This is a genomic window from Caulobacter sp. FWC2 (assembly GCF_002742625.1).
Taxonomy (GTDB): domain Bacteria; phylum Pseudomonadota; class Alphaproteobacteria; order Caulobacterales; family Caulobacteraceae; genus Caulobacter.
Genome location: NZ_PEBF01000001.1, coordinates 3,381,435 through 3,406,951, shown reverse-complemented (window position 1 = coordinate 3,406,951; position 25,517 = coordinate 3,381,435). Strand labels below are relative to the sequence as shown.

Sequence of the window (25,517 nt, the reverse complement as noted above, 5' to 3'; positions counted from 1 at the left end):
CTATTTGTGCTTTTGGTGCTGAGCCAGCTCTTCCGGCTTGATGTCGAGCGGAGCCGGGGCGGCGGCGTTGTAGGCGGCCGTCTGGTTCAGGTCCATGACCACGCTGCGGTGGCCTTGCCAGATCATGTGGACAGCGACGTAGAGCACGATCGCCAGGCCGATGAAGCCGATCCAGCGGTGCTTGTGCAGCAGGTTGGCGATGGCGCTGGCGGCCAGACCCATCAGGGCGATCGACAGCAGCAGGCCGAAGATCAGGATGCCCGGGTGTTCGCGCGCCGCGCCGGCCACTGCCAGCACATTGTCCAACGACATCGAGACGTCGGCGATCAGCACCTGGATGAAGGCCGCCTTGAACGACTTGGCAGGGCGGGCCCTTGGCTCGGTGCTGTCATCGCCGTCGATCGAGGCCATGGCGTCGGCATTGGCCGCCTGCTCGCGCAGCTCGCGCCACATTTTCCAGCACACCCACAGCAGCAGGAAGCCGCCGGCCAGCAGCAGGCCGATGACGCCCAGCAGCCAAGTGGTGATCAGGGCGAAGCTGATGCGCAGCACGACCGCCGCGCCCAGGCCGTAGAGGATGACTTTCTTGCGATCCTTGGGCGGCAGGCCGCCAGCCGCCAGGCCCACGGCCACGGCGTTGTCGCCGGCCAGCACCAGGTCGATCATCAGCACTTGCAGCAGTGCGGTCAGAGGGCCTTGCAGGCCGCCCAGGTGGGCCGTCAGCGTTTCGAACATGTATCCTCAATGCGGTGAGGCGCGCGGGGATGCAAGGCGCAAAAAGAGCCGGTCCACCGCAAATACGACGACGCCCCGGACCACCGATCCGGGGCGTCGCTTTTTCGTCCGGCTCCGGCCCTAGTGAGCGTGCTCGGGTTCCCGATGAGGAGCCGCCTGATGGGCGTCGTGATGCCCGGCGCCGTGAGCGTCATGACCGGGCGCGGCGTGCCCGTGGTCGTCATGAGGCGCGGCGTGTTCGCCGTGGTGGTCGTCATGGGTCGCGGCCTGCGTGTCGTGGCCGTGATCGTCATGGCTGACTGGGTGGGCCGAGGCGGCCGCGACCATGGGGTTCACGTAACTGACATGCTCGGCCGGCGCGTGCGGCTCAGGATGAGCCTCGGCGTGCAGGTCGTGGCCGTGGCCATCGTGCGCCGCATGGCCATGGTCGTCATGCGCATGAGCGTCAGCATGAGCGTCGTGGCCATGGCTGTCATGCCCCTGGCTGTGACCGTCGTGGCCATGACCGTGGTCGTCATGATGCGAGACCGCCGAAGCGACCGCCGCGCCCGCCACCGCGCCACCGGCCGCGGCCAGGAACGGGTTGACGTGCGAGACGTGGGTCGAGGCCGGGGCGTGCTGCTCCTGCTCGTACTCCATCTCATTGCGGCCGTAGTCGGTCAGGGTGCGGTACTTGCGGTGGCGTTCGGCGCGGCGACGCGCCGCCGAGGCGCTGCGCGAGACGCCGACCAGGATGATCAGCGCCAGCAGCACCAGGGCCACGCCCAGCGCGGTCTTGATCGGCACCGCGCCGAGGCCTGGAAGCGTGACGTTGCCATTCAGGCCGCCCAGGTCGAGCTTGCCCACGCCCTTCTTGGCCTGTTCAGGCAGGGCGGCGACGCGCTTGCTGATTTCGCCCAGCGAGAAGCCTTGCGGGGTCTTGGCGCCGTTCAGCTCGAGGCCGAACTGAGACTTCAGCTGGCCCTTGGCCTCCGGACCCGGTTTGACCTGCCACGCGAAGGTGGTCGGTTCGCCCGGCTTGACGACCGCGGTCTGGCGGCCGTTCGGCGTGACTTCATAGCCGTCGCCCGATAGTTCGGCATAGGCGCTGGTCTTCTTGGCGGCCTTGGTCAGGCCCAGCTTGGCGGCTTCCTGCTTGATCAGGTCGCCCAGCGTGGCCGGCAGCGACAGCGTCACCTGGCCGGGCTGATTCTTGCCCAGGCTTTCGCCGGCGGCCAGGACCGCGCCAGTGGTGGCGGCGGGCGCGACGACGGCCTGCAGTTGCTCAAGCTTGGTCGCGGGCTTCGCGGGAGCGGACGGAACGACCGGCGGCTTGGCGACCACGACGGGCGGCTTGGCCAGCGGCGTGGCGGGCACGACCGGTTTGACGGCCTGAACGGGCGCGGGAGCGGGCGCCACGGTCTTGGGCGTCACCGGCTTGGCGACGACCACGGGCTTGGGCGTTGGCTTCGGCGCGGACTGGACGACCGGCTTCGGCGCGGCGTGAGCGGCCGGGATCGTCGCATGGACGCGATGCGGCTTCTGCTCGTAGCGGCTGGCGCCCTTCGGATTGGCGATCGGGCGCATGGCCGTGACCAGCGTGCCGTCCGGACGGCGCCAGGTCTTCAGATGCGAGTTGCGCGGCGGCGGCGGCAGCGGGCTGGAGCTAACGCCGGCGTCGGCGCGGGCCTGGGCCTGCGTCTGGCTCGGACCTCCCAGCAGACCGTCCTGGGCCTGTTCGGCGCTGGGCGGCGGCGGAGCCCCCATCAGCTCCGGCGTCATGGACGCATCCTGGCGGTCGCTGGCCGGCGGCGGCGTGTTTACCGGATCCCCCGCGCTGCAGCCGGCAAGCGCGAGAACGCCAACCGCCGTTGTGGCCAAGGCGGCCAAGCGTACCTTACGTCCAAACATCGGGTCCCCCGATCCCATGTCTAACTCCTCCGCGAGCAAGCGCTCGCGGACCATTGTTCGCGAGAAGAGCACGTGCTTGCGACGAAATCAAAACGGTTAAGAAGGATTCACGAAACAGTTTCGTCCGGCGCGCGAACTTTCGAGGCTTCGTAGAGCGCGATCGCCGCTGCGGCGGACACGTTCAGGCTCTCGAAGCCGCCCGGCATGGGGATCTTTCCCAAGGCGTCGCAGTGTTCCGCGACAAGACGGCGAACGCCTTCGCCCTCCGAACCCAGAACGAGCACGGTGGGCTGATGGTCGAGGACGGCCTCCAGGCTTTCCTCGGCCTCGCCGGCCAGGGCTACGGCGCGCCAGCCCATGTCGGCCAGTTCCTCGAGGGCGCGGGAAAGATTGACCACGCGCGCGTGCGCGACCTTGTCCACCGCCCCGACGGCGGTCTTGGCCAGCACGCCGGACAGCACCGGGGCGTGGCGGTCCTGCAGGATAACGCCCTTGGCCCCGAAGGCGGCGGCCGACCGGAAGATGGCGCCGATGTTCTGCGGGTCGGTGATCTGGTCCAGCATGACCAGCAGCCCCTTGGCCGGCGAGCCCATCTCGGCGATCGACAGCGATTCGGCCTCGTCGATCTTCAGGGCCAGACCTTGGTGCACGGCGCCCTGCGGCAGGTGCTTGGCGATCTCCTGGCCCTCCATAACCTGCAGGCAGGTCAGCTTCTGCAGATCGGGGCCGAGTCGCTTGGCGCGGTCCGGGGTCGCCAGAAGGCGCTTCGGCGCCGGACGCAGGGGGTTCGAAAGCGCCGCCTCGACGGCATGAGTCCCCCAAATCCAGTCCTTGGCGTCGCCCTGGCCGCGAGAAAACTCGTTTTTATTCCGGGGCTTGGAACGAAAATCGCGTCCGGGTGCAGAAGGACGTTTCCGGTCGTTGCGTTCGGAATGAGAGGACACTATAAGACGCGCTCCGATTTGGGGCCCCAAGGGTTTCTTAGCCGGCCGGCGCTGCTCTTAGCATCGTCCGTCACCGTCGAAAGAAGCTTTTGTTCCAGTTCGAAGTTCAACGGCTTGCTGTTGCGCATCGAACCGGCTAAAGGCCGCCGGCTTCGGAACTCCGTCGCGTGCTTGGGGGAATGTCCCGAGTGGCAAAGGGGGGGGACTGTAAATCCCCTGGCGTACGCCTTCGCAGGTTCGAGTCCTGCTTCCCCCACCATGCACGCGACGAGTTCCGAGACGGGCGCGTCCTGAAGGCAAGATGGGTCCCAGAGCCAGAGACCGGGAGCCGATCGCGACCCCGCTAGCCCACAATAGGGTGATAAGGCGGGTATAGCACAATGGTAGTGCAGCAGCCTTCCAAGCTGAGGATGCGGGTTCGATTCCCGCTACCCGCTCCAGCTCCCCATATGAGTTACCCCAACAACACCCGCCGGCGCGAAGGTAGAGACGATGGCCAAGGAAAAGTTCGAACGCACTAAGCCGCACTGCAACATCGGCACCATCGGTCACGTTGACCATGGCAAGACGACGCTGACGGCGGCGATCACGATCACGCTGGCGAAGTCGGGCGGCGCGACCGCCAAGAACTACGCCGACATCGACGCCGCGCCGGAAGAAAAGGCCCGCGGCATCACGATCAACACGGCTCACGTCGAGTATGAGACGGCCAACCGTCACTATGCTCACGTCGACTGCCCCGGCCACGCCGACTACGTGAAGAACATGATCACGGGCGCCGCCCAGATGGACGGCGCGATCCTGGTCGTGTCGGCCGCCGACGGCCCGATGCCGCAGACCCGCGAGCACATCCTGCTGGCCCGCCAGGTCGGCGTGCCGGCCCTGGTCGTGTTCATGAACAAGGTCGACATGGTCGACGACGAAGAGCTGCTGGAGCTCGTCGAAATGGAAGTGCGCGAGCTGCTGAGCTCGTACCAGTTCCCGGGCGACGACATTCCGATCACCAAGGGTTCGGCCCTGGCCGCCGTGGAAAACCGCGACGCCAAGATCGGCGAAGAGGCGATCCTGGCGCTGATGGCTTCGGTCGACGCCTACATCCCGCAGCCGGAACGCCCCGTTGACCTGCCGTTCCTGATGCCGGTCGAAGACGTGTTCTCGATCTCGGGCCGCGGCACCGTGGTCACGGGCCGTATCGAAAAGGGCATCGTGAAGGTCGGCGAAGAAGTCGAAATCGTCGGCATCCGTCCGGTTCAGAAGACGACCTGCACGGGCGTCGAAATGTTCCGCAAGCTGCTGGACCAGGGTCAAGCCGGCGACAACGTGGGCGTGCTGCTGCGCGGCACCAAGCGTGAAGACGTCGAGCGCGGCCAAGTGCTGTGCAAGCCGGGTTCGATCACCCCGCACACGAAGTTCGTGGCCGAGGCCTACATCCTGAACAAGGAAGAAGGCGGCCGTCACACCCCGTTCTTCACCAACTACCGTCCGCAGTTCTACTTCCGCACGACCGATGTCACCGGCATCATCAAGCTGAAGGAAGGCGTGGAAATGATCATGCCGGGCGACAACGCCGAGCTGGACGTCGAGCTGATCACCCCGATCGCCATGGACCAAGGCCTGCGCTTCGCCATCCGCGAAGGCGGCCGCACGGTCGGTGCCGGCGTGGTTGCGAAGATCGTCGAGTAATCTCGACCTTCTGAGCTTCGGCTGAGAAATGCGAAGGCCCCGGAGAGCAATCTCCGGGGCCTTTTTCTTTGTAAGTGCAAGCTTATTTTCGCTAGCCGCCGAGGTTTGAAAACCTACGGCGCGATACTAGATTTCTTGCTGAATGATTTGAGTGCATCGGCCCCAACAATTGTGCCGAAGACGGTAGAGACCAACGTGCTATCGGTTGGTACTCCCGTAATCCACGCCAGAATATGCATGATGCCAAATGTCATGGCAGGGGCAACGACAGCCAATTTCGCGCCTTCCCCAATATAATGCGCTAGTCTCTGGCGATTGCCTTCGATCGCTTCGACGGCCTGCCGGGTCAGGTTACCGCGGTCGACCGCCGCAATCAGTTCCCCCAACTGCGAGTGCAAGTCGCGAAGACATTGGACAGCATCCGCAGTGATTGGGTCGTTGAAACGCTTCTTTTCGATAATTGACGCTAGCTCGTCGAGTTCGCGTGAGGCGAGTGGTGCGACGCCGCGAACTATCGCGACTTGCTCCCGAAGCGTCCGCCGTCCAGTCCAGGAACTGGCCGCATAGGTATTGTCAGCATCTGTAACTTTCTGTTCCAGACCCCGTACGATCTCGTTGTAGGCGCTTCGCCACTCGTCATCCAAGATATCACCCGCACTGCGATATGCTGGGCTATCTCTGTGCCTCAATAAGGCCTGCAGTAGTTGAGCCTGTTTCCCGCTCGTGAGCGAATGCAGAATTCGCCGCAACCTTTTTGCCTTCGACCCTCCATCTATTGAATATCGTGGTGCAGTGGCGTCGATGCCTATCTCGTGCGCAACGAACTCTTCGAAAGTGCGGTCACTGAAATTCAGAACGTAGCCCCCGCCCATATTCAGGACGTGCTCGACGACCTTCATATCGCTAGGACTGATCAGTGGTTTGGGATCGGGCGTGGCTGCCATGCTTGACTATGACTGAGCTAGTCAGGTGCGCGCAACAGGATGAACGCGGAGCATTTCCCGCCGCCACTCGGGAATAGGCGCTACCGACCGAAGCAAAATCAACACCTTACCCCCGCCACCCACGAGCCCATCCAAAATCGACGCATCACCCTGAAAACCTGGCCGATACTTCTCCTCGCCCCGTCGCGGGGGAGGGCGTTTCAGCCGGCGACAGAATGCGCGGCGGGGGTGATCGAGCGGGAAGCGCTGGTCGTGGCCTTCGGGCCGCCCTCTTGACGGATCTGGACGGGCTCCCTGAAACATCGGGACGAAGATCCTGCGGCGAGGGTCGACCGGCGCGGCAGGCGCGGGCTGAAATCGCCCGCGCGGTCCGGAGGGAACGCATCTCTCTCCGCCCGCCGGGGGCCACTGTCGGAAGCGGGTTAAGACCCCGCGCGCCGAAGGCTCACGACCAACGGTCACGCGGAGCGCTCCGGCCTCGGCCGAAACGATATTTCTCTACCCCATCCTCCGGGCCCTGCCCGGACGCTCCGCCGCCTCCCCAAGCCCGCCGCCCTACGGCTTGTCCGCGACACGCGGCGCTTCCATGTCGCGGCCGCCCTGGTGCAGCACCAGCGCCGTCGCCGGCGCATCGCCGGTCTGCTTGAAGCTCAGCTTGGCGTCGGGGCCAACCGCCGTGAACTCGCCCGGCGCGGTGGCGACGAGGGCGACCGGGCCCTGGCCGGTGGCCTGGGTCACCAGCTTGTCGCCGTCGCGGAACACCTTGAGGATGAAGGTCGGGCTCAGGGCGTAGGACCCGACATATTTGTCCAGGGTCGCGGTCGACAGGGCGACGGCTTTGGGCGCCGCGTAGGTCCCGAAGCACAGGCCCGCCAGGTTGTTGGCCATCGGCGTGGACGGCGCGGCCTGGAAGTTCGACAGCACGATCGTGACCAGGCCGTCCTTCGGATAGCGGTTCATCGCGGTGCTGAAGCCGTTGATGCCGCCGTTGTGCGACACCCGCTCGTGGCCGTCCTGCATGGCGATGCCCCAGCCAAAGCCGTAGTGCTCGAGGTTCTCGGTCCAGGCGGCCTTGCGCGAGGCGTCGCTCAGGATCTTGCCGTCCGTCAGGGCGGTGTTCCAGATCAGCAGATCGTCGACGGTCGAATAGAGCGAGCCGGCCGCATAGGGCAGGGTCATGTCCAGATAGTCGGCGTTGCGCCAGGCGGCCTTGTCGGGCTGGTAACCCGAGGCGCGCTTGGCCAGGATCTCGGCGCTGACGTCATAGCCGGTGTTCTTCATGCCCAGCGGCTGGAAGATGTGCTGGCTCAGATAGTCGGCATAGGTCTGGCCCGAGACCTTCTCGATGACCACGCCCAGCAGGATGTAGCCGGTGTTGTCATAGGCGAACTTGCTGCCTGGCTCGAACTCAAGCGGCTTGTCCTGGGTGAGCTTGACGATCTCCGCCGGCTTCAGCGGCTTCTTGGACGAGCCGTTCTCGAAGAAGCCCGGAATGCCCGTGTAGCTGGGGATGCCCGAGGTGTGGTTCAGCAGATGCTTGATCGTGATCTTCGACCAGGCCGCCGGGGCGTCGGCGTAGAACTTGGAGACCGGGTCGTCGATCGACAGCTTGCCGGCCTCGGCCAGTTGCAGGATAGCGGTGGCGGTGAACTGCTTGGTCAGGGAACCGAGGCGGAACTTGGTGTCGGGCGCATTGGGGATCTCCCATTCGCGGTCGGCCGCGCCGAAGCCTTCGCGCAGCAGCGGCGCGCCGTCCTTGGCCACCAGCACCGAACCCGAGAAGCGGCCGGCCTTGACCTGCTCGTCCACCAGGGCGCGGGCCTGCTTGGCGTAGTCGGCCGGGCAGCTTTGACCAGCGGCCAGGGCTGGGCTGGTGAGCAGCAGGCTGGCCGCGCCGAGCGCCAGGATCTTGAGCTTCATGGAAACGTCCCCTCGATTGAGGGGCGACGATCACCCGTGGCGATCCCGGCCGCAATTTAAGGATGCGTAACCTTGGCGGCTCAGCCCTCGACGAACCTGGGGATCGGTCCGACCTGCGGGGTCTGGTCGGGCAGCTCCACGAATTCCTCGTCAACGAAGCACCAACCCCAGCCTTCCGGTGGGGCGTAGCCCTCGATGATCGGGTGTTTGGTGGCGCGGAAGTGGGCGGTGGCGTGCCTGCTGGGGCTGTCGTCGCAGCAGCCGACATGGCCGCAGGTCCGGCACAGGCGCAGGTGGACCCACCAGCCGCCGGTCTTGAGGCACTCCTCGCAGCCCTTGGCGCTGGGCGTGACGTGATGGATGGTGTCGCCGTGCTTGCAGGTCATGGGCGGAGGTCCTCTCAGGCTTCGGCGAGATAGGCGTGGATGGCGGCGACGGCCTGGGCGCCTTCGCCGATGGCGGCGCCGACCCGCTTGACCGAGCCGGCCCGGACGTCGCCGATCGCGAACACGCCCTTGCGGCTGGTCTGCAGCAGCGGATGGCCGGGCGCGAGATCGGTCCCGGTGCGGACGAAGCCGTGATTGTCCAGCTCGACATGGCAGTGGGTGAGCCAGGCGGTGTTGGGCGCGGCGCCGATGAACAGGAAGAGGTGGCTGACCGCCTGGACGGTCTCGACGCCGTCGCTACCCCGCCAGCGCACGGCCGACAGCTGGTTGGGCTTGCCGTCCTCGGCCTCCAGATCGACGATCGCGCTTTTGACGATGACCTCGATATTGGGCGTGCTCTCGATCCGGTCGATCAGGTAGCGCGACATGGTCGCCGCCAGGCTCTCGCCGCGGACGATCATCCAGACCTTCTTGACCTGGCTGGCGAGATAGACGGCCGCCTGACCCGCGGAGTTGCCGGCCCCGACCAGGGCGACCTCCTGGCCGGCGCACAGCTTGGCCTCCAGCGGCGAGGCCCAGTAATGGACGCAGGCGCCTTCGAAGCGGTCGAGGTTCTCGACCTCCAGCCGGCGATAGCGGGCCCCGCTGGCGATGACGACGGTCTTGGCTTGCGCGGTCTCGCCGCTGGCGAGGGCCAGGCGATAGCGGTGCTGGCCGTCGTCCTCACAGACCAGGGAGGCGACCTCGTCGGGAATGGCCAGCTCGGCCCCGAACTTCTGGGCCTGGCCATAGGCGCGGCCCATAAGGGCCATGCCGGTGATGCCGGTGGGGAAGCCCAGATAGTTCTCGATCCGCGCTGAGGCCCCGGCCTGGCCGCCGAAGGCGCGGGTGTCGAGCACCAGCACCGACAGCCCTTCCGAGGCGGCGTAGACGGCGGTGGCCAGGCCGGCCGGGCCGGCCCCGACGATGGCGACATCATAGAGGCGGTTGGCGTCGATCGGCCCGACGAGGCCGATGCAGCGACCCAACTGGTGATTGGTGGGCTTTCGCAGGATTTCGCCGTTCGGACACAGCACGATCGGCAGCTCGCTGTCGTCGACGTGGAAGCGCTCGATCAGCACCCTGGCGCAGTCCATCTGGTCGGGGTCGAGGTGCTGATAGGGGTGGCCGTTGCGGGCCAGGAAGCCCGACAGGCGGATGACCTCGGCGTCGGCTTCGCGGCCGATGATGATCGGGCCGCCGGCCCCGGTCTCGATCAGGCTGACCCGGCGCAGGATCAGGGCCCGCATGATCTGTTCGCCTAACTCAGCCTCGGCGACCAGCACGGCGCGCAGGCGTTCGGGGGCGATCAGCAGGGCCTCGACCTGGGTGAGCGCCTTGACGTCGACCAGAGACGGACGGCCCGACAGCTGGGCGATCTCGCCGACGAACTGCCCGGCGTCGTGCTCGACGATCGTCTGGTGCTCGTCGTGGGCGTCGCGGCGGCTGATCGCCACCCGGCCGGCCAGGATCACGAACAGGCCGGGCGAGGCGACGCCGGCCGTGGCCAGGGCCGACCCGGCCTCGGCGTGGATCACCTGGCCAAAGCGGCGCAGCCGCTCGATCTCGGCCGCCTCCAGCCGAGGGAACATCTGCGCGCGTCGCGTCTCGAGGGTCGTGCCAGCCATGGGGGGAGATTGCGTCAGGAACGGCCTGCGGTCATCCGCCGAACGATGACGAATTTGAACATTCGTGCCGTCACCTCATCCTATCGGATGGTTTTCTTCCCCCGGCGTCGGGCCTAGGGTCGAGACATGTCGCGTTCGTCCGCCACCCCACGTCCCGCTTTGCAATGGCGCGCCGGGACTCCCGTCCAGGCCCTTGAGCGGCCGTTGCCGCGCGAGACCGCCGTGGGCCTCTCGTTCGCCGGCCGCCCGCACACGGTGCTGATGGCCACGCCGCAGGACGTCGAGGACCTGGCCCTGGGCTTTGTGATCACCGAAGGCATCGCCAGCGCCGCCGACGTGCTGGACATCGTCCGCAAAGATGAGGCGCTGGGTATCCTGGTTGATATCCGCCTGGCGCCCGGCGCCCTGGCCAGAAAGGCCCGGCCGCGCAACCTGGAAGGCCGCTCCAGTTGCGGGCTTTGCGGCGTGCAGCGCCTGGCGGACGCGGTGCGGCCGCTGCCGGTTCTGGGCGAGGGCGGGCGGATCGAACACGCCGCCATCCCCCGCGCCCTGGCGGCGCTGGAGGCGGAACAGGCCCTGGGTCGGCTGACCCGCGCCACCCACGCGGCGGCGTTCTTCAATAAAGACGGCGGCCTGGTCGCGGTCCGCGAGGATGTCGGCCGGCACAACGCCCTCGACAAGCTGGCCGGCCTGATGGCCCGCGAGGCGATCGACGCGGCGGACGGCTTCGTCGTCGCCACCAGCCGCGCCTCGTTCGAGATGGTCGAGAAGACCGCCCGCATGGGCTGTCCGATCCTGGTCGCGGTCTCGGCCCCGACCGAGCTGGCGGTGGTCAAGGCGCAGGAGGCCAACCTGACGCTGGTCGCCCTGGCCCGCGCCGACGGCCACGCGGTGTTCGCCGGCGGCGAGCGTCTTATAGAGTCAGAGTTGGAGCCGGTCTGATGGCGGACGACAAGGTTGCTTCAGGCAAGGTCGAGGGCGTTCGCCCCTACACCCATCCCGCCGGCGGCTGGGACGCGCTGAAGGCCGTGGCCGGCGCGCTGGTCGACCAAGAGACGGTGGTCGAGGGCGGCAAGACCCTGATGCGGGCCAACCAGCCGGAGGGCTTCGACTGCCCTGGCTGCGCCTGGCCCGACCCGAAGCACACCAGCTCGTTCGAGTTCTGCGAGAACGGCGCCAAGGCCGTGGCCTGGGAGGCGACGACCAAGCGCGCGACGCCCGAAGTCTTCGCCCAGCACACGGTCAGCGAGCTGCTGACCTGGAGCGACCACGCCATCGAGGACCTGGGCCGGCTGACCCAGCCCATGGCCTACGACCCGGCTGACGACCATTATAAAGTGATCCCGTGGGACGAGGCCTTCGCCCGCGCCGGCGCCGCGCTTAAGGCCCTGGCCCATCCGGACGAGGCGGAGTTCTACGCCTCGGGACGGGCCAGTAACGAGGCGGCGTTCCTGTACCAGCTGCTGGGCCGCCGGTTCGGGACCAACAATTTCCCGGACTGCTCGAACATGTGCCACGAGCCGACCAGCGTCGGCCTGCCGGACTCGATCGGCCTGGGCAAGGGTTCGGTGACCCTGGAGGACTTCGACCACGCCGACCTGATCCTGTGCTTCGGGCACAATCCCGGCACCAACCATCCTCGGATGATGACCTCGCTGCGCGACGCCAGCCGGCGCGGCGCCACGATCCTGGCCTTCAATCCGCTGAAAGAGCGGGCGCTGGAGAAGTTCGCCGCGCCGCAGGATCCGGTCGAGATGGCGACCCTGAGCTCGACCCCGATCGCCTCGGCCTATTTCCAGCTGAAGATCGGCGGCGACGCGGCCTTCGTGCAGGGCATGATGAAGGCTGTTCTGGCCCTGGAGGCCCGCGACGGCGGCGTCCTGGATCGCGCCTTCATCGAGGAGCACACCGCCGGCTTCGAGATCCTGGCCGCCCAGCTCGAGGCCATCGACTGGGCCGATATCGAGGCCGGCAGCGGCATGTCGCGCGAACGGATCGAGGAGGCGGCGGTTGTCTACGCCAAGGCCAAGGCGACCATCCTCTGCTACGGCATGGGCCTGACCCAGCACCGCGACAGCTCCGGCACGGTGCAGCAACTGGTCAACCTGCTGCTGCTGAAGGGCAATATCGGTCGGGCAGGGGCGGGGATCTGCCCGCTGCGCGGCCACTCCAACGTCCAGGGCAACCGCACGGTCGGCATCTGGGAGAAGCCGTCCAAGGCGCTGTCCGACGCGATCCAGACAGTCTTCGGCTTCGAGCCGCCGCGCGAGCACGGCCACACGGTGGTCGAGACAATCGAGGCGATGGAAGCCGGCCGGTCCAAGGTATTTCTGGGCCTGGGCGGCAATTTCGCCGTGGCCGCGCCCGACCCGGTGCGGACCTTCGCGGCCATGCGCAAGCTGGACATGGCCGTCCATATCGCCACCAAGCCCAACCGCACGCACCTGCTGATCGGCAAGGACGCGATCCTGCTGCCGTGCCTGGGCCGCACCGAGATGGACGTCCGCGCCGGCGTGCGCCAGTCGGTGACGGTCGAGGACTCTATGTCGATGGTCCACGCCTCGCGCGGGCTCAATCCGCCGGCGTCCGAGCACCTGATGTCCGAGCCGGCCATTGTGTCGGGGATCGCCCACGCGACTTTCGGCGAGGATCCGCATGTCGACTGGCTGGCCCTGGCCGACGACTACGATGCGGTTCGCGACCTGATCGCCCGGGTCTTCCCAGGCTTCGAAGACTATAATGACAGGGTCCGGGTTCCGGGCGGTTTCCGCCTGCCAGTCGGGCCGACGGAGCGGATCTGGAAGACCGCCAGCGGCAAGGCCAACTTCCTACCGTTCGATCCCAAGGGCGGCGATCCGCGCCAGGGCGATCCAGACGTGATGATCCTGACCACTCTGCGCAGCCACGACCAGTACAACACCACGATCTATGGACTGAACGACCGCTATCGCGGGGTGTTCGGCCGCCGCGACGTGATCTTCGCCAATCCCGACGACATGGCGCGGCTGGGCTTGGCGCAGGGCGATCTCGTCGACCTCGGCGCGGCGTTCGACGAGACCGGCGAGCGGGTCGTCCGGGCCTTCACCGTGGTGGCGCGCGACATCCCGCCGGGCTGCCTGGCCGCCTACTATCCCGAGACCAATGTCGTGGTGTCGCTGGACGATCACGACCAACGCTCGGGCACGCCGGCCTACAAGTCAGCGCCGGTGCGGCTTCGCAAGCACCAGGCGGCGTGGGCCAGATGAGGACGCATCGAGGGTCGACTAGGCGACCCGCGTTCCATGACATCGCGGTCATGACCTCGAATTAAGTCGAAACCTTGTCGGGCGACCGCTAGCTTCCCCTCATCGAATTACACGCAATCGAGGGGAGAACATCGATGCGCGCTCTGACCACCCTGGCCGTTCTGGCCGCCGCCGTCACCGCCGCGGGCGCCGTCCAGGCCGCCCCGTCCGTGAAGATCAAGGACGCCGTCGCTCGCGTGGTGGTCATCCCCGAGAACCGCTCGGACGTGAAGGTCGAGTTCATCACCACCAACGCCAGCCTGCCGCTGAGCGTACGCCAGAACGGCGACGAGGTGATCGTCGACGGCGACCTGCGCATGAACCGGATCAACAGCTGCAACAGCCGCAACGGCAAGACCTGGGTGAAGGTCCGCGGCGTCGGTGAGGTGTCCTACGACAACTTCCCGCAGATCGCCGTGCGCGTGCCGATGAACGTCAAGGTCCAGGCCGGCGGCGCGGTGTTCGGTGACATCGGTCGCTCCGACAGCGTCAACCTGGCCAATGCCGGTTGCGGCGACTGGACCGTGGCCAACACCCGGGGCGAACTGGAGATCAGCCAGGCGGGCTCGGGCGACACCAAGGCCGGCTCCGCCGCGTCGGTCGAGATCAGCATCGCCGGTTCGGGCGATGTGACGACCCAGGCGGTCTCCGGCGACATGGAAGCCAACATCGCCGGCTCGGGTGACATCAAGGTGGCCAGCATCGCCGGCAAGCTGGAAGGCAATATCGCCGGTTCGGGCAACATCACCGTCCTGGGCGGCCGCAGCCGGATGGTCGAAGTCAATGTGATGGGCTCGGGCGACGTGGCCTTCAACGGCGAAGCCGATGAGGTCGACGTTTCGGTCGCCGGCTCGGGCGACATCCGTATCGCAAAGGTCAACGGCCCGGTCCGGAAGCACGTCGCCGGTTCGGGCGATGTGATCATCGGCGGCCGCTAAGCGCGCCAGCCTATCTATATATAGAGCGAAGGCCCCGGGATTGCTCCCGGGGCCTTCTTCATGTCCGGACGGACGGGTCCGCTTAGCGGACGCCGAAACCGAACAGGTCGCTGGCGGTGGCCAGATCGGCGCCGGCGCGATCGCGGTCCTTCAGGCTGCCGCCGAACGTGTAGCGGAAGCCGACCTTCACGGCGTCCGAGTTCAGCTTGGCCAGGTCCTTCGACTCGGCGTGGGTGTACTTGGCGAAGGTCGACCAGCCGGTGTTGGCGAACTTGTATTCGCCGCCGGCGTTCACGTCCCACAGGTCGGCATTGACGTTGGTGTCGATGCGCGACCAGCCGGCGCCGGCGTTCAGGCGGAAGTTGTCCGACACGAAGTAACGGGCTTCGCCGCGCACGGTGTAGAGGTCGGCGTCCAGGTCGTTCGACTGGCCGTAGGCGACCAGGCCCGTCAGGGTGACGTTATCCAGGTACTTCTGGGCTTCGGCGCCGACGGCCCACAGGGTGTCGTTCGACGGACGCGACAGGACGGTGAAGCCGCCGACGCGCACGGTGTCGCCCAGCTTGGTGGTCAGGTGGACGGCGCCCGAGGCGACGGTTTCGTCCGACAGGTCATTGTCCGAGATCGAGACGTCGCCGTTGGCGGTCACGGTCCAGGCGCCTTGCAGCGGGATGGCGACCGAGCCGTCGATGACGGCCGAGGTGCCGTGGTCGCCGCCAGCGCGGGTGTTGACGTCGGCGTAGTTCACGGCGGCGCCGACCGAACCGATGTTGCCATTGGTGCTTTGGGCAAAGGCCGGGGCCGAGACGGCGGCGGCGATCAGGGCGGCGGTGGCGAAGAGCTTCGTATTCATAATGGGGTATCCCCTTACACAAGAGTGGCTCACCGGCTGGCTGGACGGTCGTTGTTGGGGGGAGGGGCCGCCCAGTCCGTCGGTGAGGGGCGGCATCTATGGAGGTTCGACCTGGGCCTCAAGACCGCCGGCGACGCTTCGGGGACGATTTATACAAATTTGTGACACTTGCGCGGGCGAGAATTTCAACTACGCGCAAGCGGGCGCACGTTCTTGCTAGTCATTGAGCGGAATAGGTTAAAAGCCGACCGGCGTTATGTTTTTGAGGGGCTTGCGCGGCGGGGGCAGGGCGCCTATTCAGAACCGGCCCGACGAGTCGCGTTCCACAAAGTCGCGACAAGCTGGGCACAGCGCTTGACGAAACCGATTCTGGAACGTACAAGCGCGCCTCTGTTGGACCGGCTGTGAGCTCTCGGGCTCAAACGCGGTTCGCGAGACGCCCGGACATAGCGCCACAAACCTTCTTCGGAAGGGGCGCAATATCTGGACAACCACCCCGGCGGGCAACCGCAGGGGTATTTTGTTTTGCGGACGCTGCGTACGAGCTCTCTCGGGAGTTCGAGTTGGTCTTTGAAATGGTTCGAGACGCGGGCGCAGCCCACTAGGAAACCGAGCGATATGGATCGTCAGAACATCCGCATCCGGCTCAAGGCCTTCGATCACCGCGTGTTGGATCATTCCACGCGCGAGATCGTCAATACGGCCAAGCGCACGGGTGCGACGGTACGGGGACCGATCCCCCTGCCCACGCTTATCGAGAAATTCACCGTCAACCGTTCGCCGCACGTCGACAAGAAGTCGCGCGAGCAGTTCGAGATCCGTACGCACAAGCGCGTTCTCGACATCGTTGACCCGACTCCGCAGACCGTGGACGCGCTGATGAAGCTCGACCTGTCGGCCGGCGTTGACGTCGAAATCAAGCTGTAAGGAGGGCCGATCCATGACTCTCCCCACCCAACGCACCGGCATCCTCGCCAAGAAGCTCGGCATGACCCGCTTCTTCGATGAAGCTGGTCAGCACGTGCCGGTCACCGTCCTGTCGCTCGACGGTTGCCAGGTCACCGCTCAGCGCACCGTTGAGAAGGATGGCTACACCGCCCTCCAGCTCGGCGCTGGCGCCAAGAAGGCCAAGAACACCCCGAACGCCATGCGTGGCCACTTCGCGAAGGCGGCCGTTGAGCCGAAGCGCGTCGTCGCCGAGTTCCGCGTCGAAGAGAACGCTCTGATCGAAGTTGGCGCCGAACTGACGGCCGACCACTTCGTCGCCGGCCAGAAGGTCGACATCCAGGGCGTGACCGTCGGTAAGGGCTTCGCCGGCGCCATGAAGCGCTGGAACTTCGGTGGTCTCCGCGCCACCCACGGTGTTTCGGTCTCGCACCGCTCGCACGGTTCGACCGGTAACCGCCAGGACCCGGGTCGTACGTTCCCGGGCAAGAAGATGGCTGGTCACCTCGGTCAAGAAACCGTCACCACGCTGAACGTCACCGTTTGGAAGGTGGACGTTGAGCGCGGCCTGATCCTGATCAAGGGCGCCGTCCCGGGTCACGAAGGCAGCTACGTGAAGGTTCGCGACGCCGTGAAGAAGGCTCTCCCCGCCGACGCTCCGCGTCCGGGCGCCTTCCGCAAGGCTGGCGAAGCTGCTCCCGTGGCCGCTGAAACCCCCGCTGAAGAGGCCCCCGCGGCAACGACCGAAGAGGGCGAAGGCTAATGAAACTCGACGTCATCAAGCTTGACGGCGCGAAGGCCGGTTCTGTGGATCTCGACGACGCCATCTTCGGCATCGACGAAATCCGCGGCGACATCCTTCAGCGCGTCGTGACCTGGCAGCTGGCCAAGCGCCGCTCGGGCAACCACAAGATTCAAGTTCGTAACGAGGTCTCTCGTACGAGCAAGAAGATGTACAAGCAAAAGGGCACCGGCGGCGCTCGTCACGGCTCGCGCCGTGCGGCTCAGTTCGTCGGCGGCGCCAAGGCCCACGGCCCTGTCGTCCGCAGCCACGCTTTCGACCTGCCGAAGAAGATCCGGGCCCTGGCTCTGCGCCACGCCCTGTCGTCGAAGGCCAAGTCGGGTGCGCTGGTCGTGCTGGACAGCGTTGTTCTGACCGAAGCGAAGACGGCCGCCCTGCGCGCCACCTTCGACAAGATCGGCCTGAAGAACGCCCTGGTCATCGCCGGTCCGGAAGTGGATGCGAACTTCAAGCTCGCCGCCCGCAACATCCCGAACGTGGATGTCCTGCCGAACGCCGGCCTGAACGTCTACGACGTGCTGCGTCGCCAGACCCTCGTCCTGACCAAGGACGCGGTCGAAGCGATCTCGGCTCGTTTCGCTGAGAAGGAAGCCGCCTAATGGCCGCCACCGCTCGCCACTACGACACGATCCTGTCGCCGGTTATCACCGAAAAGACGACCCTGCTCTCGGAGCAGAACAAGGTTGTCTTCAAGGTGGCCAACGACGCGACCAAGGACGAAATCGCCGCCGCCGTTGAAGAGCTGTTCAAGGTCAAGGTCACGAAGGTCAACACCATCGTGACCAAGGGCAAGACCAAGCGCTTCCGTGGCATCGTCGGGCGTCGCAACGACGTCAAAAAAGCGATCGTGACCCTGGCCGACGGCCAGTCGATCGACATCACGACGGGGCTCTAATCAGATGGCCTTGAAGCATTTCAACCCGACCAGCCCCGGCCAGCGCGGCCTGGTGCTGATCGACCGCAGCGAACTTCACAAGGGCAAGCCCGAGAAGAAGCTCGTTGAAGGCCTGACCAAGTCGGGCGGTCGCGGCGGCAACGGCCGTATCGCGGTCCGTTTCCGCGGCGGCGGCGCCAAGCGCCTGTACCGTCTGGTCGACTTCAAGCGTCGTAAGCAAGGCACGGCCTCGGTCGTTCGTCTTGAGTACGATCCGAACCGCACCGCCTTCATCGCCCTGATCAAGTATCAAGCCGATGGCGAGCTGTCGTACATCCTGGCCCCGCAACGCCTGAAGGTTGGTGACGAAGTCGTCACCGGCGAGAAGGTCGACGTGAAGCCGGGCAACGCCTCGCCGCTGCGCACGCTGCCGATCGGTACGATCATCCACAACATCGAGCTGAAGCCCGCCAAGGGTGGTCAGATCGCCCGTTCGGCTGGCGCTTACGCCCAGCTGGTTGGCCGTGACGCCGGCTACGCCCAGATCCGCCTGAACTCGGGCGAACTGCGCATGGTGCTCGATACGTGCATGGCCACCGTCGGCGCCGTTTCTAACCCCGACCACATGAACCAGAACCTCGGCAAAGCCGGTCGTTCTCGTCACATGGGCCGTCGCCCGCACGTCCGCGGTGTCGCCATGAACCCGGTCGACCACCCCCACGGTGGTGGTGAAGGTCGCACCTCGGGCGGCCGCCACCCGGTGACCCCGGCTGGTAAGCCGACCAAGGGCGCCAAGACCCGCGTCAACAAGGCCACGGACAAGTTCATCATCCGTTCGCGCCACAAAGCGAAGAAGGGCCGCTAAGCCATGACCCGCTCCGTCTGGAAAGGCCCGTTTGTCGACGGGTACCTCCTGAAGAAGGCCGACGCCGCTCTGTCGTCGGGCCGCAAGGACGTCATCAAGACCTGGTCGCGTCGTTCGACCATCATGCCGCAGTTCGTCGGCCTGGTGTTCGGCGTGCACAACGGCCAGAAGCACGTCCCCGTCTCCGTGTCGGAAGACATGGTCGGTATGAAGTTCGGCGAGTTCGCTCCGACCCGTAACTTCCCCGGCCACGCCGCCGACAAGAAGGCGAAGAGGAAGTAGGCCATGAGCCAAGCTAAACAACCTCGCCGCCTGCCGGCCAACGAAGCGATGTGTAAGGTTCGCACCTTGCGCACCAGCGCTCGCAAGCTGAACCTGGTCGCTCAGTCCATCCGTGGTCTGAACGTCCAGCGCGCTCTCAACGAGCTCGAGTTCAGCCACAAGCGCATCGCCCAGGACGTCCGCAAGGCGCTGTACTCGGCAATTTCGAACGCCGAGAACAACCACAACCTCGACATCGACTCCCTGGTCGTCGCCGAGGCCTATGTGGGCAAGAACCTGATCATGAAGCGTTTCTCGCCCCGCGCCCGCGGTCGCGCGACGCGCGTCGAGAAGCCGTTCTCCGAGATCACGATCGTGGTCCGCGAACTGGGTGAGGCCGCCTAATGGGTCAGAAAGTCAATCCGGTCGGGCTGCGGCTCGGCGTAAACCGCACCTGGGACAGCCGTTGGTTCGCCGACGGCGCCCAGTACGGCAAGATGCTTCACCAGGATCTCGCGATCCGCGCCAACCTGAAGAAGCGCCTGTACCAAGCTGGTGTCTCGCGCATCATCATCGAGCGCCCGCACAAGAAGTGCCGCATCACGATCTATGCCGCTCGTCCGGGCGTCATCATCGGCAAGAAGGGCGCTGACATCGACAAGCTCCGCAAGGACCTGTCGATCCAGACCGAGGGCGAAGTCCACCTGAACATCGTCGAGATCCGCAAGCCGGAAACCGACGCTCAACTGGTGGCCGAGTCGATTGCTCAACAACTCGAGCGTCGTATCGCTTTCCGTCGCGCCATGAAGCGTTCGATCCAGTCGGCCGTGCGTCTCGGCGCCAAGGGCATCCGGATCAACGTCTCGGGTCGCCTCGGCGGTGCGGAAATCGCTCGTATGGAATGGTACCGCGAAGGTCGCGTGCCGCTTCACACGCTGCGCGCCGACATCGACTTCGGGTTCGCCCAAGCCAAGACGACCTATGGCATCATCGGCGTGAAGACCTGGATCTTCAAGGGCGAGGTGCTGGAGCACGATCCGATGGCGCTCGACAAGCGTCTCGCCACTGAGTCCGGCCCGGCCGGCGAAGGTGGTGGGCGTGAGCGCGGCGATCGTCCCGACCGGGGCGACCGCAACCGTCGCGATCGCGGTTAAGGATTAGATCGCTATGCTGTCTCCGAAAAAGACCAAATTCCGCAAGCAGTTCAAGGGCCGCATCCACGGCACTTCGAAGGGCGGCACCATGCTGAACTTCGGTTCGTACGGCCTGAAGGCCGTCGAGCCGGAGCGCATCACGGCCCGTCAAATCGAAGCCGCCCGTCGCGCCATCACCCGCCAGATGAAGCGTCAAGGCCGCGTCTGGATCCGTATCTTCCCCGACGTGCCGGTCACCGGCAAGCCGGCCGAAGTCCGGATGGGTAAGGGTAAGGGCGCCGTGGATTACTGGGCCGCTCGCGTGGCTCCGGGCCGCATCATGTTCGAAATCGACGGCGTGCCGGACGATATCGCGCGTGAAGCTCTCCGCCTGGGCGCCGCCAAGCTGCCGATCCGCACTCGTGTTGTCACCCGCATTGATGCGGGCGTGGCCCAGGAGGCTTGATGCTCATGAAGATCGCTGACATCCGGGGCCTGACCCCCGACCAGCTGGCCGACACCCTGATCAGCCTGAAGAAAGAGCAGTTCAACCTGCGCTTCCAGGCCGCGACGGGCCAGGTCGAGAAGACCCACCGCGTCAACGAGATCCGCAAGGATATCGCGCGGATCAAGACCGTGCTGCGCGCCAAGGCCGCGGCTTAAGGAGAACGATATGCCCAAGCGTATCCTCGAAGGGGTGGTCGTCTCCGATAAGGGCGACAAGACCGTGGTGGTGAAGGTCGAACGGACCATCGTTCACCCGGTTCTTAAGAAGATCGTGCGTCAGTCCAAAAAGTACCACGCGCACGACGAATCCAACGCGTACAAGGCCGGCGAAGCTATTCGCATTGTCGAGTGCGCTCCGAAGTCCAAGCTGAAGACCTGGGAAGTGCTTCCCAAGGCTTCGGCTTAATCTGGAAGGTTTAGACCATGATCCAGATGCAAACTAACCTGGAAGTCGCTGACAATTCTGGCGCTCGCCGGGTCATGTGCATCAAGGTGTTGGGCGGCGCAGGCCGTCGCTACGCCAGCGTGGGCGACGTCATCGTCGTCTCCGTGAAGGAAGCCATCCCGCGTGGCCGCGTGAAGAAGGGTGACGTGCTTCGCGCCGTCGTCGTTCGGGTGAATCAAAATCTGAAGCGCAAGGATGGCTCTGTCATCCGCTTCGATAAGAACGCCGCGGTCATCGTGAACAAGTCGAGCGAGCCGGTCGGCACGCGGATCTTCGGCCCGGTTCCTCGTGAACTGCGCGCCAAGAACCACATGAAGATCATCTCCCTCGCTCCGGAGGTGCTGTAATGGCCGCTAAGATCAAGAAGGGCGACCGCGTCGTCGTTCTGGCTGGCAAGGACAAGGGCAAGCAAGGCGCTGTGACCCAAGTCCTGCCGAAGGACAACCGCGTTGTCGTGGAAGGCGTGAACATGGTTTCGCGTCACACCAAGGCGACCCAAGCCGATCCGCAAGGCGGCATCAAGCAAAAGGAAGCCGCGCTGCACGTCTCGAACGTCGCCATCGTGGACTCCAACGGCAAGCCCACCCGCGTCGGCTTCAAGATCGAAGGCGACAAGAAGGTGCGCGTCGCCAAGACGACGGGCGAGGTGATCAATGGTTGATCAAGCTTACGAGCCCCGGCTGAAGTCCGAATATCGCGAGCGCATCCGCGCCGCGATGAAGGAGCAGTTCGGTTACACCAACGAGATGCAGATCCCCAAGCTGGACAAGATCGTCCTGAACATGGGTATCGGTGAGGCCGTGGCCGACTCCAAGAAGGCTCAGGTCGCTCTGAAGGACCTGCAGGCGATCGCCGGCCAAAAGCCCGTCGCCACCAAGGCCCGCAAGTCCATCGCCGGCTTCAAGCTGCGCGAAGGCATGGTGGTCGGTGGTAAGGTCACCCTGCGCAAGGACCGGATGTACGAGTTCCTTGACCGCCTGGTCACGATCGCGCTGCCGCGCGTGAAGGACTTCCGTGGTCTGAACGGCAAGAGCTTCGACGGCCGTGGCAACTACGCCATGGGCCTGAAGGAGCACCTGGTGTTCCCGGAAATCAACTATGACCAGATCGAACAGATCTGGGGCATGGACATCATCGTCTGCACCACTGCGAAGACCGACCAGGAAGCCAAGGCTCTCCTGAAGGAATTCCAGTTCCCGTTCACGAATTAAGAGCGGGCAGGGAAAAGCACCATGGCAAAGAAAAGCGCCGTCAACCGCAATGAAGCGGTCAAGGCCCTCGTCAAGAAGTTCGCCGACAAGCGCGCCGCCCTCAAGGCGACCGCCAACGACGAAAGCCTGCCGCTCGAGGAACGCTTCGAGGCTCGCCTCAAGCTCGCCAAGCTGCCCCGCAGCAGCTCGGCGATCCGCATCCGCAACCGCTGCGAAGTCACGGGCCGTCCGCGCGCCTACTACCGCAAGCTGAAGATGAGCCGTATCGCGCTCCGCGAACTGGGTTCGCAGGGTCAGATCCCCGGCCTCGTCAAGTCGAGCTGGTAAGGACGATCAGATGTCGATGAACGATCCCCTGAGCGACCTGATCGCTCGCATCAAGAACGCCGCCACGCGCAAGCGCAACAAGGTCTCGACGCCGGCTTCCAAGCTGCGCGCTCGCGTCCTCGACGTGCTGGCCGATGAAGGCTACATCCGTGGCTACTCGCTGATAGAGAAGCCCGGCGCGTTCCCCGAATTCGAGATCGAGCTCAAGTACTTTGACGGTGAGCCCGTGATCGCCGAAATCAGCCGCGTGTCCAAGCCTGGTCGCCGCGTCTACTCGTCGATCAAGGACCTGAAGCCGATCAAGAACGGCCTGGGCATCTCGATCCTTTCGACGCCGAAGGGCGTCATGTCGGACACCGCTGCACGCGACGCTAACGTCGGCGGCGAAGTCCTCTGCCGCGTCTACTAGGCGCGGGAGGGAAAGAGCATGTCACGTATCGGTAAGAAAGCCGTCGCAATCCCCTCGGGCGTCACACTGACGCTCGACGGTCAGACGGTCACGGTAAAGGGCCCCAAGGGTCAGCTGTCGTGGACGATCGCCGACGAAGTCGAAGTCAAGCAAGAGGGCGCTGAGCTCCTTCTGACTCCGCGCGTCGACACGAAGCGCGCCAAGGGCATGTGGGGTCTGTCCCGCACGCTGGTGGCCAACATGGTGCAGGGTGTCACCGCCGGGTTCGAGGAAAGCCTCGAACTGGTCGGCGTTGGTTACCGCGCGGCCATGAAGGGCACCGCCCTGAGCCTCCAGCTCGGTTTCAGCCACGACGTGGACGTTGAGGCTCCGGCCGGCGTCACCTTCGCTGTGCCGAAGCAGACCGAAATCAAGATCGCCGGCATCGATAAGCAGGCGGTCGGCGAGATTGCCGCGAAGATCCGCCGCATTCGTCCGCCTGAGCCGTACAAGGGCAAGGGCGTTCGTTATGCTGGCGAGAAGGTTCGCCGCAAGGAAGGCAAGAAGAAGTAAGCCATGGCGCTCTCTCCTCGTGAATCGGCGGCCAAGCGCGCTCAGCGCGTTCGCACCCGCCTCAAGAGCCTCGCCAACGGTCGTCCGCGTCTGTCGGTCTTCCGTTCGTCGAAGAACATCTACGCCCAGGTCATCGATGATGAACGCGGCGTGACCCTGGCGTCGGCTTCCACCCTGGAAGCTGAAGGCAAGGGCGCGGACAAGGATGCCGCTGCCGCTGTCGGCAAGCTCGTCGCCGAGCGGGCCATCGAAAAGGGCGTCAAGGACGTCGTCTTCGATCGTGGTGGTTACATCTTCCACGGCCGGGTGAAAGCCCTGGCCGACGCCGCGCGCGAAGCCGGCCTGAACTTCTAAGGGAAACAGAATGGCTCGTGGTGAACAACAGCGCGGTGAAGGCGGTCAACGCCGTGACCGTCGCGACCGCAACGCCCCCGAAGAGCGGGTCGACAGCGACATCGTCGAAAAGCTCGTCCACATCAACCGCGTCGCCGCCACCGTAAAAGGTGGCCGTCGCTTCAGCTTCGCTGCTCTGATGGTCGTTGGTGACCAAAAGGGCCGCGTCGGCTTCGGTCATGGCAAGGCGCGTGAAGTGCCGGAAGCCATCCGCAAGGCGACCGAAGAAGCCAAGAAGACGATGATCCGCGTCCCGCTGCGCGAATCCCGCACCCTGCACCACGACGGCGCTGGCCGTTGGGGCGCTGGCAAGGTGATGATGCGCGCGGCGCCTCCCGGCACCGGCGTCATCGCCGGCGGTCCGATGCGCGCGGTTCTCGAAACCCTGGGTGTCCAGGACGTCGTGGCCAAGTCGACGGGTTCCTCGAACCCGTACAACATGGTTCGCGCCACGTTCGAGGCCCTGAAGGTCCAGTCGTCGCCCCGCCAGATCGCCGCCAAGCGCGGCAAGAAGGTTGGCGACATCCTCGGCCGTCGCGCCGACGGCGCTTCGTCGCCGGAAGCCATCGAGGGCTAAGTCATGGCTGAAGCTAAGCAAGTCACGGTCCGCCAAACGGGCAGCCCGATCCGTCGTGAAAAGGACCAGCGCGCCACGCTCGCTGGTCTGGGTCTCAACAAGCTGGGCCGTACGTCCACGCTGGAAGACACCCCGTCGGTCCGCGGCATGATCCGCAAGGTCGCGCACCTGCTGGAAATCGTCGAGTAGTCCGCTACGCGACGACGAAATATGCCACCCCGGTGAGAGCCGGGGTGGTTTTCGTTTGAAATCCTGTTTGGCCCAAACTCATTTCACCATTGAGTTTCGGGGCGTTTTAGGGTTTTAAGCGCGCTCTGATTTTTTCAAGCCGAGTCCAGCCGCTGGCTGGGCGCAGATCTCCAAGGAGAGGCACATATGACCAAGCTGAATGAACTGGCCCCGCAGGAAGGCTCGACCAAGAACCGCATGCGCGTCGGCCGTGGCCCGGGCTCGGGCAAGGGCAAGACCGCCGGTCGCGGTGTGAAGGGCCAGAAGGCGCGCTCGGGCGTCGCCATCGCCGGCTTCGAAGGCGGCCAGATGCCGCTGCACATGCGTATGCCTAAGCGCGGCTTCAACAACCCCTTCCGCCTCGAGTTCGCCGAAGTGAACCTGTGGCGCCTGGAACAAGCCGTCGCCGCTGGCAAGTTCAAGGCTGGCGCCGAACTGGCTCCCGCTGACCTCGTCGCCGCCGGCGTCATCCGTCGTGAACTCGACGGCGTGAAGCTGCTGGGCAAGGGCGAGATCAAGACCGCCCTGAAGCTGACCGTCTACTCGGCCACGGAAGCCGCCATCAAGGCCGTCGAGGCCGCTGGTGGTTCGGTCACCGTGACCAAGAAGGCCAAGGCGGAAGCCGAAGCCTAAGACCATATGTCATCCCGATAAGCGCCTGGCGCTTTCCCGGGACTTCGTTTCGACCGGGATGACAGAAATAGGGGGCTCGCCGTGACATCGCGGCGAGCCTCACCTATTTGT

General features: G+C 65.4%; 34 protein-coding genes and 2 tRNA genes. 28 read left to right on the top strand and 8 right to left on the bottom strand.

Annotated elements, in window-relative coordinates; all coding sequences use genetic code 11:
• The 3 genes from CSW62_RS16325 to rlmB all read right to left on the bottom strand — a co-directional run bounded on the left by CSW62_RS16325 (position 1) and on the right by rlmB (position 3,569).
• A complete protein-coding gene (locus CSW62_RS16325) occupies positions 1–735 on the bottom strand; it encodes a TerC family protein (RefSeq protein ID WP_099579574.1) in 735 nt (244 codons plus the stop codon).
• Positions 736–855: 120 nt separating this feature from the next.
• Positions 856–2,625, bottom strand: coding sequence for a stalk-specific protein X (locus CSW62_RS16320; protein ID WP_099579573.1), 1,770 nt, complete (start codon positions 2,623–2,625; stop codon positions 856–858).
• A gap of 107 nt (positions 2,626–2,732) precedes the next feature.
• Positions 2,733–3,569: a 23S rRNA (guanosine(2251)-2'-O)-methyltransferase RlmB gene (gene rlmB / locus CSW62_RS16315; RefSeq protein WP_099579571.1), complete on the bottom strand. Its 837-nt coding sequence runs from the start codon at positions 3,567–3,569 to the stop codon at positions 2,733–2,735.
• A 173-nt stretch (positions 3,570–3,742) separates the two neighbouring features.
• Between rlmB and CSW62_RS16310 the strand changes: the two genes are divergently transcribed.
• From CSW62_RS16310 to tuf, 3 genes are all read left to right on the top strand, one after another.
• Positions 3,743–3,828, top strand: a tRNA-Tyr gene (locus CSW62_RS16310).
• A 107-nt stretch (positions 3,829–3,935) separates the two neighbouring features.
• Positions 3,936–4,009 (top strand) — tRNA-Gly (locus CSW62_RS16305).
• A gap of 52 nt (positions 4,010–4,061) precedes the next feature.
• Positions 4,062–5,252: an elongation factor Tu gene (gene tuf / locus CSW62_RS16300; RefSeq protein ID WP_099579569.1), complete on the top strand. Its 1,191-nt coding sequence runs from the start codon at positions 4,062–4,064 to the stop codon at positions 5,250–5,252.
• 113 nt (positions 5,253–5,365) lie between these two features.
• On the opposite strand, the gene CSW62_RS16295 is transcribed toward tuf, so the two are convergent.
• From CSW62_RS16295 to CSW62_RS16280, 4 genes are all read right to left on the bottom strand, one after another.
• Entirely contained in the window at positions 5,366–6,196 is an 831-nt protein-coding gene (locus CSW62_RS16295) for a hypothetical protein (RefSeq protein WP_143324419.1), read from the bottom strand.
• Between the two features lie 555 nt (positions 6,197–6,751).
• A complete protein-coding gene (locus CSW62_RS16290; RefSeq protein ID WP_099579565.1) occupies positions 6,752–8,116 on the bottom strand; it encodes a serine hydrolase in 1,365 nt (454 codons plus the stop codon).
• An 80-nt stretch (positions 8,117–8,196) separates the two neighbouring features.
• A complete protein-coding gene (locus CSW62_RS16285) occupies positions 8,197–8,502 on the bottom strand; it encodes a UBP-type zinc finger domain-containing protein (protein WP_099579563.1) in 306 nt (101 codons plus the stop codon).
• A 14-nt stretch (positions 8,503–8,516) separates the two neighbouring features.
• Entirely contained in the window at positions 8,517–10,169 is a 1,653-nt protein-coding gene (locus CSW62_RS16280) for an FAD-dependent oxidoreductase (protein ID WP_099579561.1), read from the bottom strand.
• A gap of 126 nt (positions 10,170–10,295) precedes the next feature.
• Here CSW62_RS16280 and fdhD point away from each other — a divergent pair, with 126 nt between their 5' ends.
• The 3 genes from fdhD (at position 10,296) to CSW62_RS16265 (ending at position 14,391) form a co-directional block, all read left to right on the top strand.
• On the top strand, positions 10,296–11,111 hold the full coding sequence (gene fdhD / locus CSW62_RS16275; protein WP_099579559.1) for a formate dehydrogenase accessory sulfurtransferase FdhD: 816 nt from the start codon (positions 10,296–10,298) through the stop codon (positions 11,109–11,111).
• The gene (locus CSW62_RS16270) at positions 11,111–13,414 is read left to right on the top strand and encodes an FdhF/YdeP family oxidoreductase (protein ID WP_099579557.1); all 2,304 of its coding nucleotides are present in this window, start codon (positions 11,111–11,113) and stop codon (positions 13,412–13,414) included. Before fdhD ends, CSW62_RS16270 begins: the two co-directional genes overlap by 1 nt.
• 134 nt (positions 13,415–13,548) lie before the next feature.
• Entirely contained in the window at positions 13,549–14,391 is an 843-nt protein-coding gene (locus CSW62_RS16265; RefSeq protein WP_099579555.1) for a GIN domain-containing protein, read from the top strand.
• 82 nt (positions 14,392–14,473) lie between these two features.
• On the opposite strand, the gene CSW62_RS16260 is transcribed toward CSW62_RS16265, so the two are convergent.
• Positions 14,474–15,244 carry an outer membrane protein gene (locus tag CSW62_RS16260; RefSeq protein WP_099579553.1) on the bottom strand — a complete coding sequence of 257 codons (771 nt, stop codon included), beginning with the start codon at positions 15,242–15,244 and terminating at the stop codon, positions 14,474–14,476.
• 404 nt (positions 15,245–15,648) lie between these two features.
• Between CSW62_RS16260 and CSW62_RS16255 the strand changes: the two genes are divergently transcribed.
• From CSW62_RS16255 to rplO, 22 genes are all read left to right on the top strand, one after another.
• A complete protein-coding gene (locus CSW62_RS16255) occupies positions 15,649–15,849 on the top strand; it encodes a hypothetical protein (RefSeq protein WP_099579551.1) in 201 nt (66 codons plus the stop codon).
• 13 nt (positions 15,850–15,862) lie between these two features.
• Positions 15,863–16,171: a 30S ribosomal protein S10 gene (gene rpsJ / locus CSW62_RS16250; RefSeq protein ID WP_004616952.1), complete on the top strand. Its 309-nt coding sequence runs from the start codon at positions 15,863–15,865 to the stop codon at positions 16,169–16,171.
• A 13-nt stretch (positions 16,172–16,184) separates the two neighbouring features.
• The gene (gene rplC / locus CSW62_RS16245; RefSeq protein WP_099579549.1) at positions 16,185–16,952 is read left to right on the top strand and encodes a 50S ribosomal protein L3; all 768 of its coding nucleotides are present in this window, start codon (positions 16,185–16,187) and stop codon (positions 16,950–16,952) included.
• Positions 16,952–17,590 carry a 50S ribosomal protein L4 gene (rplD, locus tag CSW62_RS16240; protein ID WP_099579546.1) on the top strand — a complete coding sequence of 213 codons (639 nt, stop codon included), beginning with the start codon at positions 16,952–16,954 and terminating at the stop codon, positions 17,588–17,590. Before rplC ends, rplD begins: the two co-directional genes overlap by 1 nt.
• Complete coding sequence (locus CSW62_RS16235) at positions 17,590–17,886, top strand: 50S ribosomal protein L23 (RefSeq protein ID WP_004616934.1); 297 nt, start codon at positions 17,590–17,592, stop codon at positions 17,884–17,886. The genes rplD and CSW62_RS16235 overlap by 1 nt, the downstream gene beginning before the upstream one ends.
• 4 nt (positions 17,887–17,890) lie before the next feature.
• Positions 17,891–18,730 carry a 50S ribosomal protein L2 gene (gene rplB, locus CSW62_RS16230; protein WP_099579544.1) on the top strand — a complete coding sequence of 280 codons (840 nt, stop codon included), beginning with the start codon at positions 17,891–17,893 and terminating at the stop codon, positions 18,728–18,730.
• A 3-nt stretch (positions 18,731–18,733) separates the two neighbouring features.
• Complete coding sequence (gene rpsS, locus CSW62_RS16225; RefSeq protein ID WP_035049354.1) at positions 18,734–19,012, top strand: 30S ribosomal protein S19; 279 nt, start codon at positions 18,734–18,736, stop codon at positions 19,010–19,012.
• A 3-nt stretch (positions 19,013–19,015) separates the two neighbouring features.
• The gene (rplV, locus tag CSW62_RS16220) at positions 19,016–19,396 is read left to right on the top strand and encodes a 50S ribosomal protein L22 (RefSeq protein ID WP_047413092.1); all 381 of its coding nucleotides are present in this window, start codon (positions 19,016–19,018) and stop codon (positions 19,394–19,396) included.
• Positions 19,396–20,145, top strand: a complete 750-nt coding sequence (rpsC, locus tag CSW62_RS16215) for a 30S ribosomal protein S3 (protein WP_099579542.1) — start codon at positions 19,396–19,398, stop codon at positions 20,143–20,145. Before rplV ends, rpsC begins: the two co-directional genes overlap by 1 nt.
• A 13-nt stretch (positions 20,146–20,158) precedes the next feature.
• Positions 20,159–20,590 (top strand): 50S ribosomal protein L16, encoded by a 432-nt coding sequence (gene rplP, locus CSW62_RS16210; RefSeq protein WP_099579540.1) that lies wholly within the window; start codon positions 20,159–20,161, stop codon positions 20,588–20,590.
• Positions 20,591–20,595: 5 nt separating this feature from the next.
• Positions 20,596–20,787 (top strand): 50S ribosomal protein L29, encoded by a 192-nt coding sequence (rpmC, locus tag CSW62_RS16205; RefSeq protein ID WP_047413099.1) that lies wholly within the window; start codon positions 20,596–20,598, stop codon positions 20,785–20,787.
• A 10-nt stretch (positions 20,788–20,797) separates the two neighbouring features.
• Positions 20,798–21,037, top strand: coding sequence for a 30S ribosomal protein S17 (gene rpsQ, locus CSW62_RS16200; protein ID WP_099579538.1), 240 nt, complete (start codon positions 20,798–20,800; stop codon positions 21,035–21,037).
• Positions 21,038–21,054: 17 nt separating this feature from the next.
• Positions 21,055–21,423, top strand: a complete 369-nt coding sequence (gene rplN, locus CSW62_RS16195) for a 50S ribosomal protein L14 (protein WP_099579535.1) — start codon at positions 21,055–21,057, stop codon at positions 21,421–21,423.
• Positions 21,423–21,737 (top strand): 50S ribosomal protein L24, encoded by a 315-nt coding sequence (gene rplX, locus CSW62_RS16190; protein ID WP_099579533.1) that lies wholly within the window; start codon positions 21,423–21,425, stop codon positions 21,735–21,737. Before rplN ends, rplX begins: the two co-directional genes overlap by 1 nt.
• Positions 21,730–22,287, top strand: coding sequence for a 50S ribosomal protein L5 (gene rplE, locus CSW62_RS16185; RefSeq protein ID WP_099579531.1), 558 nt, complete (start codon positions 21,730–21,732; stop codon positions 22,285–22,287). The genes rplX and rplE overlap by 8 nt, the downstream gene beginning before the upstream one ends.
• 21 nt (positions 22,288–22,308) lie before the next feature.
• Complete coding sequence (rpsN, locus tag CSW62_RS16180; protein WP_099579528.1) at positions 22,309–22,614, top strand: 30S ribosomal protein S14; 306 nt, start codon at positions 22,309–22,311, stop codon at positions 22,612–22,614.
• A 10-nt stretch (positions 22,615–22,624) separates the two neighbouring features.
• The gene (gene rpsH / locus CSW62_RS16175; RefSeq protein WP_099579526.1) at positions 22,625–23,023 is read left to right on the top strand and encodes a 30S ribosomal protein S8; all 399 of its coding nucleotides are present in this window, start codon (positions 22,625–22,627) and stop codon (positions 23,021–23,023) included.
• Positions 23,024–23,041: 18 nt separating this feature from the next.
• On the top strand, positions 23,042–23,575 hold the full coding sequence (gene rplF, locus CSW62_RS16170; protein ID WP_099579523.1) for a 50S ribosomal protein L6: 534 nt from the start codon (positions 23,042–23,044) through the stop codon (positions 23,573–23,575).
• A 3-nt stretch (positions 23,576–23,578) separates the two neighbouring features.
• Positions 23,579–23,929, top strand: coding sequence for a 50S ribosomal protein L18 (rplR, locus tag CSW62_RS16165; protein ID WP_013078658.1), 351 nt, complete (start codon positions 23,579–23,581; stop codon positions 23,927–23,929).
• A gap of 10 nt (positions 23,930–23,939) precedes the next feature.
• The gene (gene rpsE, locus CSW62_RS16160; RefSeq protein WP_096051657.1) at positions 23,940–24,545 is read left to right on the top strand and encodes a 30S ribosomal protein S5; all 606 of its coding nucleotides are present in this window, start codon (positions 23,940–23,942) and stop codon (positions 24,543–24,545) included.
• Between the two features lie 3 nt (positions 24,546–24,548).
• The gene (gene rpmD / locus CSW62_RS16155; protein WP_099579521.1) at positions 24,549–24,734 is read left to right on the top strand and encodes a 50S ribosomal protein L30; all 186 of its coding nucleotides are present in this window, start codon (positions 24,549–24,551) and stop codon (positions 24,732–24,734) included.
• A 186-nt stretch (positions 24,735–24,920) separates the two neighbouring features.
• A complete protein-coding gene (gene rplO / locus CSW62_RS16150; RefSeq protein WP_099579519.1) occupies positions 24,921–25,406 on the top strand; it encodes a 50S ribosomal protein L15 in 486 nt (161 codons plus the stop codon).
• The last annotated feature ends 111 nt before the right edge of the window (positions 25,407–25,517 follow it).